This is a genomic window from Paenibacillus sp. p3-SID867 (assembly GCF_025142895.1).
Lineage (GTDB): Bacteria > Bacillota > Bacilli > Paenibacillales > Paenibacillaceae > Paenibacillus_AQ.
On sequence record NZ_JAMBDM010000026.1, the window covers coordinates 16,329 to 29,772 of the forward strand.

12 protein-coding genes are annotated in these 13,444 nt (G+C 36.6%); all 12 read right to left on the bottom strand.

From position 1 onward, the window contains the following. Window positions 1-57: 57 nt before the first annotated feature. The 12 genes from M4D81_RS31140 to M4D81_RS31195 all read right to left on the bottom strand — a co-directional run bounded on the left by M4D81_RS31140 (window position 58) and on the right by M4D81_RS31195 (window position 13,440). On the bottom strand, window positions 58-987 hold the full coding sequence (locus tag M4D81_RS31140; RefSeq protein WP_260069251.1) for a glycosyltransferase family 2 protein: 930 nt from the start codon (window positions 985-987) through the stop codon (window positions 58-60). 126 nt (window positions 988-1,113) lie between these two features. Further along, complete coding sequence (rfbD, locus tag M4D81_RS31145; RefSeq protein ID WP_260069252.1) at window positions 1,114-1,998, bottom strand: dTDP-4-dehydrorhamnose reductase; 885 nt, start codon at window positions 1,996-1,998, stop codon at window positions 1,114-1,116. Further along, window positions 1,995-3,017, bottom strand: a complete 1,023-nt coding sequence (gene rfbB / locus M4D81_RS31150; protein ID WP_260069253.1) for a dTDP-glucose 4,6-dehydratase — start codon at window positions 3,015-3,017, stop codon at window positions 1,995-1,997. Before rfbB ends, rfbD begins: the two co-directional genes overlap by 4 nt. Window positions 3,018-3,029: 12 nt before the next feature. After that, the gene (gene rfbC / locus M4D81_RS31155) at window positions 3,030-3,578 is read right to left on the bottom strand and encodes a dTDP-4-dehydrorhamnose 3,5-epimerase (protein WP_260069254.1); all 549 of its coding nucleotides are present in this window, start codon (window positions 3,576-3,578) and stop codon (window positions 3,030-3,032) included. Window positions 3,579-3,596: 18 nt separating this feature from the next. Then, window positions 3,597-4,349 (bottom strand): sugar phosphate nucleotidyltransferase, encoded by a 753-nt coding sequence (locus M4D81_RS31160; RefSeq protein ID WP_260069255.1) that lies wholly within the window; start codon window positions 4,347-4,349, stop codon window positions 3,597-3,599. An 11-nt stretch (window positions 4,350-4,360) separates the two neighbouring features. Continuing rightward, the gene (locus M4D81_RS31165; protein WP_260069256.1) at window positions 4,361-5,539 is read right to left on the bottom strand and encodes a DHHW family protein; all 1,179 of its coding nucleotides are present in this window, start codon (window positions 5,537-5,539) and stop codon (window positions 4,361-4,363) included. Between the two features lie 26 nt (window positions 5,540-5,565). Then, a complete protein-coding gene (locus M4D81_RS31170; RefSeq protein ID WP_260069257.1) occupies window positions 5,566-6,969 on the bottom strand; it encodes an MBOAT family O-acyltransferase in 1,404 nt (467 codons plus the stop codon). Window positions 6,970-6,991: 22 nt separating this feature from the next. Continuing rightward, entirely contained in the window at window positions 6,992-7,897 is a 906-nt protein-coding gene (locus tag M4D81_RS31175; RefSeq protein ID WP_260069258.1) for a glycosyltransferase family 2 protein, read from the bottom strand. 31 nt (window positions 7,898-7,928) lie between these two features. Beyond that, window positions 7,929-9,239, bottom strand: a complete 1,311-nt coding sequence (locus M4D81_RS31180) for a nucleotide sugar dehydrogenase (protein WP_260069259.1) — start codon at window positions 9,237-9,239, stop codon at window positions 7,929-7,931. Between the two features lie 20 nt (window positions 9,240-9,259). Further along, window positions 9,260-10,330, bottom strand: a complete 1,071-nt coding sequence (locus M4D81_RS31185; RefSeq protein ID WP_260069260.1) for a putative rhamnosyl transferase — start codon at window positions 10,328-10,330, stop codon at window positions 9,260-9,262. Window positions 10,331-10,424: 94 nt separating this feature from the next. Next, window positions 10,425-12,467 carry a glycosyltransferase family 2 protein gene (locus M4D81_RS31190; protein WP_260069261.1) on the bottom strand — a complete coding sequence of 681 codons (2,043 nt, stop codon included), beginning with the start codon at window positions 12,465-12,467 and terminating at the stop codon, window positions 10,425-10,427. Then, complete coding sequence (locus M4D81_RS31195; RefSeq protein ID WP_260069262.1) at window positions 12,457-13,440, bottom strand: class I SAM-dependent methyltransferase; 984 nt, start codon at window positions 13,438-13,440, stop codon at window positions 12,457-12,459. Before M4D81_RS31195 ends, M4D81_RS31190 begins: the two co-directional genes overlap by 11 nt. Window positions 13,441-13,444: the final 4 nt, after the last annotated feature.

Here is a 13,444-nt window from a genome sequence, read left to right on the forward strand (position 1 = left end):
CGTAGGGAAATAAGGAATATCAAGGAATAAGTCTGCTATGTCCTATTTCATTCAACCTCATATAAACCCGATCAAAATAAAAAACTTAAACAACAAACTCTCCGACTTGGATTGTCTGTATAATTTGCTCTTGCGTGCATAATGTAATCTGTCCATGAATCTTGTTCGAGTTGCAAGAAATAAATCCAGCTGCTCCTTCTGTTCGCCAGTCAATCGCGATCCATAGATTCGATCAAACTCGCTCGCTTGTTTATGCAGCAAGTCTTTGCCTGTATGCCTCTTAAAACTGGCCCATTTGCTCTTCAACTTACCCACGATGGAGTTGCTGCCCCCTACCACATTGTTACTGTGCTGACGGTATAACATAGATGGCGAGTTATCGTAGATTACAGTTCCAAATGCGGATACGAGTAAGTAGAACCACCAATCGTGCATAAGGACCCTTTGACTGTCAACCGATTTACTATTCATAAACAGGTTTCTTGCCGATCGATTCATCGTGATTGTCGCGCCAATGGCGATATTCTCATATAACGCATTGAAGAAAGAAGGTTCCTGTGCAGGAGGCTTAGGCCAAGTACCTTTCTGGTTTAACTCGTCATCCGTAAGGTAGGTCGATGTAAATACCATCGCCGGTACTTCTGTATATATAGAGGAATCTAAGCGCGTTATAGCGTGCTCTACCTTATGATCAAGCCACACGTCATCCTGGTCGCAAAAGCAGTAATAATCAGCTTCAGCGTCTGCAGCACGTAGCAATTCAAAGAAGCTGGACACAACGCCAACATTCGTTCCTTTTATGAGCTTGATCTTATCGGGGTGTGTTGTCACCCATTGGTCGAGAAGCTGTATCGTTTTATCAGTCGATCCATCGTCTCTTATCAGGATGGAGACAGCAGCATGCGTCTGGTTGAGAATACTCTGGATTTGCTCGGATATATATTGTTCGCCGTTATAGGCGGATAACAATACTTGAACTTTTTTCATACGGGAACCTCCGGAAAAACACATTGGCTTCATACTTTTATAATTCATTAGATCTACAAGTGGTTTTAGGGAAGAGGTTAATAAAAAAACCCGATCATACAGATCAGGTTTCTAACATCGCTGTATTCACTTTAAGTATAGTTCAGGGCGCTGCTTCATATCCAGCATAAACTGCTTCAGCCCTTCACGCCAATGTGGCAAATCCTCAAATTGGTTTAGGCGGATAGCCAGATGATCCATGACCGAATTGGCCGGACGTGGAGCGGGTCTTGGAAACTCTTCAGTAGTGCAAGGCTGCAATTCAGCGGTTATGGTAAGTCCCAATTGTTCACGAGCCTCTTCAAAAATGGCGCTAGTAAACTCATACCAAGTACAAGAACCACTGTTGGAGGCATGATATATACCGTATTTTTCAGTGGAAATTAAGTTTATCAAGAACTGCGCCAGATCTACCGTGTAGGTGGGCGAACCTTTTTGGTCGTTAACCACCTTTAACAGCGGTTTTTCTTGTCCTAGACGGAGCATCGTTTTCACAAAATTATTCCCGTGAAGCCCGAATACCCAAGATGTTCTTACAATAAACCACTTGGAGCAGAAGTCCCGAATCATTTGCTCACCCGCCAGCTTGGATCGGCCATAAATCGTTTGCGGGTCGGTGTCATCATACTCAACATAAGCCGTCTCACTATTACCATTAAAAACATAATCCGTGCTTATATAGACTACCGTGGCACCCATCTTTTCGGCGGATACTGCGATATTTCGTGTACCTATAGCATTCACATGATAGGCACCGTCCACATCACTTTCAGCTGCATCCACTGCCGTATAAGCCGCACAATGAATGATAATATCCGGATTATGGGCGGAAATAACCTGTCCGCATTGCTCCATGTTGGTAATATCCAGCTCTGCTCTCCCGCAGCCGATCACCTCATGTCCAGCTTCAGTTAGTAAATGCGTTACATCCTTCCCCAACTGACCGTTTGCCCCGGTTACGAGTACCTTCATTCAACTTCACCCAACCGCTTGCCGTACTGCTGGGTCATGTATTCCCGGTAAGCACCAGACTGGATACGCGTCCACCAATCCTTATGATTCAAATACCATTGAATCGTCTCCTTAATACCGCTCTCGAAGTTATACTTCGGCTCCCAGCCTAGCTCATTCGTAATTTTTGCAGGATCAATGCCATATCGGCGATCATGACCCGGGCGATCCGCTACGTAAGTGATCAAGGACTCAGGCTTTCCGAGCTCTTCCAGAATCGTTTGTACGATGTGCAGATTGGTTCGTTCGTTGTTGCCCCCAATGTTATAGACCTCGCCTAACTTGCCCTGATGGATAACGAGATCAATCGCACTGCAATGATCCTCAACATAAAGCCAGTCCCGTATATTCAAACCATCCCCATATACAGGCAAGGATTCATCATTTAGAGCCCGAGAAATAATAAGGGGAATCAGCTTCTCCGGAAATTGGTATGGACCGTAATTGTTTGAACAGCGGGTAATGTTAACCGGCAGACCAAAGGTCTCATGATAAGCTCTTACAAGCAGATCCCCACCTGCCTTGCTGGCTGAATAAGGGCTGTTAGGAGCAATTGGTGTCGTTTCAGAAAACAGCCCCGTCTCACCTAGAGAACCATACACTTCATCTGTGGACACTTGGACAAATTTAGTCACGCCATATTTTTTGGCTGCATCCAGAAGAACTTGTGTCCCCATGACATTGGTGTTCACAAAGATCTCTGGTTCCAGAATACTGCGATCTACGTGTGACTCTGCCGCGAAATTAACCACAACGTCGATGCCTTGTTGGAAAACTACATCTACTGATGTTTTGTCAGCTATATCTGCCTGGACGAATGAGTAGTTAGGGTGGTGTTGAACAGATTTTAAGTTTTCAAGGTTGCCCGCATACGTAAGTGCATCCATGTTGATGATCTGGTAATTCGGATGCTGCTGAATCATATATAAAATAAAGTTACTGCCTATAAAACCGGCACCGCCGGTAACAAGAAGTTTCATCCTCACTGCCCCCTAGTCAAAATTCATCTCTGCGTCTTTCAGCATCGGGTGCCGCTGGTCTTTATCCGATAATATCGGATTCGACGTTGGCCAATCAATCCCCAAAGCAGGATCATTCCATAATATGCCACGGTCATTCTCGGGGGAATAATATTCGTCCACTTTATAGAGGACCTGGGTATTGGGTACAAGCGTACAAAAACCATGTGCGAAGCCCCTAGGCACCAGCAGCTGACGATGGTTATGCTCGCTCAAAATGACGCCAACCCACTGACCAAAAGTAGGGGAGCTTTTTCTGATATCTACGATGACATCGTAGATTGCACCTGTTAGGACACGTATGAGTTTGTTTTGAGCCTTAGGGGTGAGCTGATAATGAAGACCACGCAGAACCCCAGCTTCGGCGGATAAAGATTGGTTGTCTTGGATGAAGTTATAGGTAATGCCATGTTGTTTAAAAAGTGAATCATTGTAACTCTCCATAAAAAAGCCCCGGTGATCGCCGTGGACCACCGGTTCAAGTACAAAGGCGTCTGTGAGTTTTAAAGGAGATACGTTCATCGTTCAATTCCTCCCTAACTACAGTTTAAGTTTTCCGAAATCGTCACCGAATCGAACATCTTTAGCCAACTCATTGGCCCGAGCGAGCGACGCATGCGTTCCCGCATCCGTCCACCAGCCTTGAAGCACATCAAAGGTAAGCTCTCCTCGTTCAATATATGCATTGTTGACGTCTGTGATTTCCAATTCGCCACGAGCCGAAGGCCTTAATGACTTAATAATTTCGAATACGCGATGGTCGAACATATATATTCCCGTCACCGCAAAATCCGATTTTGGGTGATTTGGCTTCTCTTCAATGGAAATGATTTGGCTGCCTCGGATTTCCGGAACACCAAAACGGTTAGGATCAATCACTTCCTTAATTAGGATCTTGGCACCGGATCTTTGACTTTGGAAGTTGACCACATAGGTGGAGATGTCATCCTCAAACACATTATCACCGAGGATAACAGCTACTGATTCGCCACTTGCAAATTGCTCCGCGAGGCTCAATGCTTGTGCAATGCCTCCTGCTTCATCCTGCACTTTATATGTAAAGGAGACCCCCATTTCGCTACCGCTGCCTAATAGGTTTACGACATCCCCCATGTGGTCCTTCCCCGTCACAATGAGTATATCTGTAAGACCTGCTTGGCGGAGTTTATATACCGGGTGGAAGATCATCGGATAGGCCCCGACTGGCAGAAGGTGTTTATTGGTGACTTTGGTTAAGGGATAGAGGCGTGAGCCTGTTCCGCCTGCTAGAATGATGGCTTTAACTTCAATCACACCCCTTAATATTATTTAAAAGAATATAACTCTCCTGATAAATTACTATCATTATACAAGATAAGAACAGCATTTATATTATGTTTCTCAATGTAATCATAAACGTTCATACGATTATAATGGCGAAGATCTAGAACAAATGTCTTAGAGAAGTGTTTCGCAAGGAATGGTACGATTGGGTTAGCATATGAATCTTTTAATATCAATAAATTATTTGAACTTGAATTTCGATAATGAAAATGTATTTCAGCAAAATCATTAGAGGATAAGTTTGAATATCTTAGTTCCTTGCTGTTAATTCCTCTTCCAAAAACCTCTTCCATATGTTCAAAAACTTTCCCTGTTGCATTGCTGGCTTTAAATGATATTAAATTTGATTGATCTGATGGAAAATAACCACAAACATATTCAAAGTCATAGTCTTTAAGCCCAAATAATCTTCTATTGTAACTACCAATAAATCTAGCATCATTATTACACTTTATGTCGAAATTTGAAATCGGCTGTTTTAAGTCTTTCAGATCCTCTTCAAGCTGACTTATGATGTATTGATACGCTGTGTGGGCTCCTTTTATATTCCAATGATGGTCAGTTTTAAAATACATATCTTCTAATTGTTTTGTACTATATTTGCTTTGAAATAGCTCATTTAAGTTAATGTAATGAATTTTTGAACTTATTTCATTGACAAAGTACTGTCTACCTCTGGCACCAGCATTGTTCTTTAAATGAGCAGGATAAAGATGCGCGAGAATGTTCTTCTTATGTGGGGCTAATGCTAAATATATTGAAATATCTTTATTAGTTAAAAAGCGTTCTAATTCATTTACTTGCTGAATAGACTCATGGTAGTGACTTCTTTTAACTGAAGCAATGGGTAACTCCATAAGCCAGCCATTCTTAGCAATAACAGTATTATTAACAACCGTTCGATTCAATTCTAACTGTAATTTTGTATAAGTCTTTATTAATAAATCTCTTGCAAGAAATTGATCGTTGAAATATTCTTCAAATTTATTAAAGTAGCCCCCTGACAATATATCTTGATGACTGATGACTGGCTTCTGTGATAAATTTCTGTTCTCAACTTCTGATTTAATTCTATCGGGTTTTAATAACATAATCCCCCCAATTATAATAATAGAGCCAAGAAACATAAACGTCATAATTAGACTAGATACTCTATTCATAATTTTTCTCCAATTTCATAAATAAGTTAGAACCGAAAGTAAATAAACGGATTATATGTTGAATTAATTAGATAGATAACACTTAAAATAAACAGTAAGTAAAACAATATAGGAGTTGCCCAATTACTTATCTTCAACCTTCTTACAGTAGTTAATTCGTTCAATTTAAAGATCTGGTTAATCGGAAGACAAAAAACAATACCAATTATGAAGTATATTCCATAATCATGAATATAATTAATAGTAGTGTAATCTAAATACTCTGGGGTACTGATTCCAAACATTATTTTTAAATAGCTGAAAGAATATGAAAAATTATCAGCTCTAAAAAAAACCCAACCTATCATTACAATAAGAAGAACATATATATGCTGCAGTGGAGCCCAGAGTTTATTCAACAATTTCCCTAATCCTAATTTTTCAAAAGCAATAAATGTTCCATAATATAGCCCCCATATAACAAAAGTCCAACTAGCACCGTGCCATAAACCAGTTAAAAACCATACGATAAATAAATTCCTGATGTATCTAACTGTCCCAACACGGTTACCACCCAGAGGAATATATATATAATCACGGAACCATGAACCTAAAGTTATGTGCCACCTTCTCCAGAATTCTGTAATACTCCTAGATATATACGGATAATTGAAATTTGCCGGGAGCTTAAATCCAAACATTTTCGCTAACCCGACTGCCATATCAGAATATCCAGAAAAATCAAAAAAAATCTGAAGGGAATAAGCAATGATTCCTATCCACGTAAGTGAAGTTGTTAATTCTCCTGGTGGCTTTGAGAATATATCATCAGCTACAATCCCCACTTGATTAGCAATTAAGACTTTCTTTGCTAATCCTATAATAAATTTTATGCAACCACGGGCAAACAACTCTAAACTTTCTTGTCTTGATTTTAGCTGCTCCCTCACAATATCATAACGAACAATTGGTCCTGCAACTAATTGAGGAAAGAAGGATATGTATAATGCAAAATTCAATAGATTTCTTTGAGGTTGGGTCTCATCTCGATAGACGTCCACTAAATACGCTATTGCTTGGAATGTATAGAACGATATTCCAATTGGCAAGGGTCCTGGTGTAAAGTCATAGTATAGATTGAATGCTTCAGTAAGTGTGGTAAGAATAAATCCTACATATTTAAAATATCCAAGAAGGAGAATATTTACAGAAACCGCAAATATTAATTTCACCCTCCTATATTTCCCTCTGTTATTCATCAATTGACCCATAGAATAGTTAATGATGATTGAGAACAACATAAGAAAAAGATAGAGAGGTTCACCCCAAGCATAAAAAATCAAGCTTGCAATAAGTAATACTACATTTTTAAACTCATCCCGAATCAAATAGTATATAGATATAACTAATGGGAGGAACGCAAATATAAATACTAAATTACTAAATACCAAGTTACAAACCTCTTCCCTTATCTTATCTCATAACTTTATACATAAATCTGTATATTCTTTGACCTGAAAAAGATAATAGAAAACATACTAACTGAGCTAATGAATAAAATTGATGATTTATTGATGAAGCTAAAATTTTTCTACCTTTCTTAAGGTTTCCATACAAGGCCAAGTTATGACCATACGAAAAAAGAAATCTGGCAGTATATAAAGGACCCGCATTTAAAAACAACTTATTGTGGAGTTTCCATATTAATCTGTAAGCTTCTAGCAGTTTATTTTCATCAGATGATATGCTGCTCTCAGTATAATATGCTTCTACTAACGGTTCCTCAATCCATACAAAGGGGTAATGAATAGATAACCGAATCCATAGCTCCCAGTCTTGAAGTCTTGGCATAGTCACATTGAAGCCTCCAACTTTCATTAAACACTCTTTATGAAGCAATACGGTTGGAGTAGCAATAAAATTGCCAAGAAGTAATTGTTTATGCATATCCTCTACAGGATTTATATGTCTATGATCAGGAATATGTTCTCGCTTCCTGTTTTTATATCGGATAAAGCTAGTGAATATAACAGTAGGAATATTTTCTTGTATTAACTTGACTTGCTTTTCCAGTTTGGTCGGTACCCATATATCATCACTATCGTGGAATGCAACCCACTGATGCTTCGAATTTATTATGCCTTCATTTCTGGCGGCTCCCGCGCCTACATTCCTGTTAAGTCTAATATATTTCAAACGCTTATCGTTAATAGTTTCAACAATATCCCTTGTACTATCAGTTGATGCATCATCAACAATAATAAGCTCAAAATTTGTATACGTTTGATTTAATATGCTCTCTATCGCGGGGAGAACCACGTTCTGTCTATTATACACAGGTATTATGATACTAACTGGAATTAGATCTTTTGATGACATCACGAGTCCTCCCAAACAATATAGGCATTAGCTATGCTCTTATAACAATCTCAGATTCAACATTTCTGTAAACTCCACGAGTATCTACAATCAATTTACTATGTTCTAGAATAAATTCATAATCGATTAAATCATGATCTGTTGTAATAACAACACAATCCATTTTTGCAAGCAAGTCAGACGTTATAGGCTGTGATTTCAAATCAAAATAGTATTTTCTCATTTTAGGAAAGTTAGCAACATAAGGGTCTGAATAGGAAACTTTCGCACCTTTTTCCTGTAATAACTCCATTATTTCTACAGACGGTGATTCTCTTACATCATCTATGTTCTTTTTATATGCTAATCCCAATATTAATATATTGGAATTCTTCATTGACTTCTCATGTTCATTCAGTGAATCGCTAACCTTCTGAACAACCCAATGTGGCATAAAGGTATTCACTTCTCCTGACAATTCTATAAACCTTGTATTTACCCCATACTCTTTTGCTTTCCAAGTTAAATAGAATGGATCAATAGGAATGCAATGTCCACCCAAACCAGGGCCTGGATAGAAAGCAGTAAACCCGAATGGTTTTGTAGCTGCAGCATCTATTACTTCCCAGATATCAATATCCATTTTGTCCGCAATCATTTTCATTTCATTAACCAAACCAATATTTACTGATCTATAAATATTTTCTAAGAGCTTGGTTAACTCCGCTGCTTTTGTAGAACTTAGCGGGATAACTTTATTAATGATACCTTCATACAGAGCTACACCGACATCCAGGCAATTTTGTGTAGTACCTCCCACTACTTTAGGTATACGGGAAGTTGTAAAGTCCGGATTTCCTGGATCTTCCCTTTCAGGGGAGTACACAACAAAGAAATCCTCGCCAACCTCTAGTCCTTTTTGACGAATACGTGTAGAAATTTCCTCTTCCGTAGTCCCGGGGTATGTTGTACTTTCTAAACTTAGTACTTGCCCCTTTCTTAAATAGGGAAGTATATTGTCCATTGTTCTAATTATATATGATAGATCTGGCTCTCTATATTGATTTAAAGGTGTGGGTAAACACAAAATAATAGCATCAACAATACTTATCTCTGAGAAATCGGTAGTAGCATAGAACTTTCCGCCTTCTACTACAGATTTTATTGACCCCGAAGAAATATGATTAAAATAGCTGACCCCATCATTAATGAACTGAGTTTTGGTTTCCTCAATATCGAAACCAATAACCTTTGTATTAGAATTCGCAAATGCCAGAGCTAAAGGGAGCCCAACGTAACCCATACCTATTATTCCAATTGTGGCCTTTCTAGATCTTAACTTTTCTAAAACATTTATTTTCATTTTGAGCCAGTCCTTTCCTACTACTTAATAATGGTATTATATATTTTTCTTAAAAGAGAAGCAGTGTAACGAGCTGGACCCATAATTTTCCATGACCTACTATTAGTTATTTCTCTGTATTTATTCTTAAGCGTAGCTATTTCATCTTCTAACATTTTATTTCTTACTTGCTCAAGAAGAATCTGCTTGCTTGATAAAGTATTTTTCTGATCTTCACTTTTTTTACGGATATTACTTTTGGAAATATCCTCATAGAAAGAACTATTGATCTTTAATTTTATATTAAACGATTCTATTACCATTTCTTTATCTATAGATGAAAGTGTTGTAATTTTATTTATTGTTTTATCATTGCCTGAGTCACTCAAAATGTGCACAGTTCTAAAAAAAATAATATCTCTAGAATCAACAACAACCGGACATCTACTATCAATTTTCTGATGATTTCCTAAATGAAATATGGTTATTATTTCACTGTCTATTTTATCTTGAGGATTAAACTGATCAATATACGCTAGGCCAATTGCTATTTTAGGTTGATAATATTCATGCACGGATGTAAATACTCCACTTAATGGATCATAAACTCCTGCTACCCCAAGCCCAAAAGATATGCACATTTTATTGAATTTAGAATGCATGTATTGCTGAATTTTTTCAAAATAGTTAAACGACAAACCATCATCATCATCCAATCGAACTGTACAATAGCAAACCTCTTCATTAAAAGATAATAGCTCAGTTTTTACAATTGAACTTATTGAGTTACCAAAATTTCCGTCAGGTGGTAACGAGATTATTTTTACCCATGGATAAATAGACACCATATCATGTAGCTTATTATAATGTTCCTTAGGTAATTCATCCGATGTCAGTATTATTAATGTACAGTTATCCTTGTTAGGTTTGATACTTTGATTTATAATAGATGACAAAGTGATTTTTTCAAAAAACTGTTCCCTTTGACTTAATCTCCCATTATCAAATAATTGTTTCCTATAATTTTCAAAATCCTGTCGAGCTATAATCCATGAATCTCTTTTGCTCGTTAATAGGCTATATCTAACAATAATAAATATGTGTTTTTTCATATGCCCCCCTAAATTCGTAATTCGGTTAGACTAATTTTCCTCTGCTACGTAAACACACTGAAGGTTTTCACTTTGAATTTTTTTAACTTCAGACTTAAATATATTTTTCCAGTGGATAACAATCGACCTTTATCTGACCAAAGTATTCTTCAATATTATTTATACTTTTAGCGAACTCTTCTTGTTTGTACATTTCCTTTGTAATTAAAACTTCTAATCTTTCTGTTTTCATATCAGGCAAATAATCCTGTTTCTCGATAAATACCATTGGATTATTAATAACCGTTAAATTACTAATTACCCTTTCACCAAAAACAAGGAGTTGAACTTCATCACCATCAATTAATGTACGAATTTCATTTGATATCGTAGTATCTCCTATCTTCAAATCATAAAATGACATCTGTACTAAACCAATTCTCAAGCCCAAATTAAGGTGCTTTTGTATAACTTTCAAACTTAGGTCTAATGTTGGATTAGATCTAAAATCAGCTATCAAAATCACTTCCAACGTCCTGCAGTTCTCTCTATTGGGTTTCATTGGATTTGGCACAGGAAAAGGTCTTACAGACTGAGGGAATTCAAATTTCAAATTACTATTTGAGATATTGTGATATGCGGTAAAACTCTCAACATACTCCTTACGAGCCCCGAAGAAAAATCCATAATAACCATACGGTCCGCTTTCAGTAAGCGAATTTTGAGAGACCCTTGAAAATGACAGTACTCCTGTATTAATATTTATCACGGAATATTTACCAAAACATTTTCTAATTCGACGTATAAATTCTCCATCTGCACCGAAACGAACGCTATCCCAATAACCAACTGCACTTAGAATTTCTTTACGTCTAAACATTAGGGAAGAAAAATTGCTCCCTATAAATCGCCCCACCTTCCCCTTCCTAGCAAAAATCAAATCTTCAGAGGTTCTAACAGCCTCAGAAGTATTCGCTATAACTCCTAGGTTTCTCAATAAATGATTTGCTTGAACTTCGATTTTTTGTGGATGAGCCCAATCATCAGCATCTTGACATGTAACAAAGTCACCATTTGCTATTTGTAATGCTAAATTCCTTGAGACATAGGTACCTTGATTTTTTTGAGCCGATATAAGTTTCACTCTTTTATCTTTTCTTACATACTCATCAATAATTGTTGTTGTAGAGTCGGTACTACAATCATCTACAACAACAACCTCTATATTACTCCATGATTGGTTTAATATAGACTCCAATGATGTTATTATTACATTCTCGGCATTATAAACCGGCATGATTACCGTAACTTTCACAGGATTAATTGAACTATGTGGTTTGGAAACCGTTTCGATAGAGTCAAATAACGGTTTATTAATATCCCTGGATTCTTTGATCTGTAGAGGAAGTATATTTTGTATCGAAAGTGATTTATTAATCCAATTTATCTTTTCCTCTGGTGATTTCTCTAAAGTGGCTGCAACCAAGAAAACATCGGGATCCTCTCCAAGAGGCAAAATATTATGTAAAGTTTCTTTAGCCTCTTTATATAAATCGAGTATTCTTAAGCATTCGATTTTAATTATTGAAGCACTCCGTATTAATTCCACGTCAGTAAGGTTATTTGAGGCCGATGGAAATATTTCAAGAGCTGTCTTAGCTGAATCTTTGCTGTATTGATTGGCGTACCAATTAAATAACTCCCATGCAACCAATCTTTTTATTTCTGTAGAAGCGCTAGTATTATAAAGGTACGTTAAGTCAGTTAGAGCTCTCTCCTTAAATCCTAAAGTTGTTAATCTATATTTTAATTTTTTTATCTTTCTAAGATTATTTTTATAATAATTTTCATTCGAATTCCCCAGCTTACTTTTGTGTTTCTTTGTTTTTTTAAAGATGGAAATCAGCTTTCTTATTGGTGATGTAACTTTCCAGGATGTACTTCGTTTTATTTGAGTTAACTTGTTTTTATTATTTTCTGTTTCTATATCTACTTTAGTCTTTTTCTCAGTGATGAGCGACAGATCTTTCTCAAGAGAGGAGTAACGCGTTGCCATCTCTCTCTCTGTCCTTACTTCTTCCTTTAATTGTTCTTTAAGACTGTCCAACTTATTAATTAATTTATCCAAACTCTCTTCACCATAGAAGTTATTTTCCATAATTACCGACCAACTCTCGGATGCATTCTAGTATAAATCTTGCAGGCCTGGTGATTTGCCAAGACTTACTCTTTAAAATCAAATTGTATTCCTTATGATATTTTTTACTTAATAAAATCGAATGATTAACTTGCTTCTCCAATTTTTGTATCTCGTCAATTTTTTCATTGATTTTATCAGTTAAATCAGTGTTTCTTTTCCGTTTATTTAGAAGCTCCTTTTGGGTTAATTCTATTTCATTTAAAATAAACTGTCTTTCAATAAATTGTTGAAGTTTATAATTAAGGAAGTTGTTATTTTCAACAACTTCTGACATTTGTTCTTTTAATTGAACAACATTTTGGTTCAATACATTAATATCTCGTTTCAACCTAAAATTTGTTCTTAAATCCTCTGGCAATATTTCACTCAAACTTGGCTTAAGTGACTGTATTTTATAGTAAACTATTAAATATTGAATCCGAGGTGAAGTTATTAACGGTTCCTCAACAATTATATAATAATCAGGCTCCCTACCAATCCATTCAGTTAACTTAACTACGTCTATAGGACCATGAATATTCTCACTATATAAATCTGCCTCTACCTTATAAGGAACCGATATTAATATTTGATCACCAATCTCAAATAGCTTTTTAATAAATATTTCAACATCCTGTATGTGCTCTATAACTTGAGTACATGTCACAAAATCATATCTCTTATTAGCTTCCATATTAAAAAAATCAGACTCTATTATTTCTTTATTTATTGATGGGTGCATTAAAGGGAAGGTTAGAGTCGTCTTTTTAGGAATCCATTCATATAACTGAGTATATTCATCATCACTCGAGTTAGTGATATTTAAAAGACTCTTCGCGTCCTTCGCTAGAATTCTCATCATATAATCAATGTAGTGGTACATCATATCAGATCTGTTCTTCCTAAATGCAATTTCATCGGCTTGATGTTCATTTATCTTTTCCTGTAACATTTCT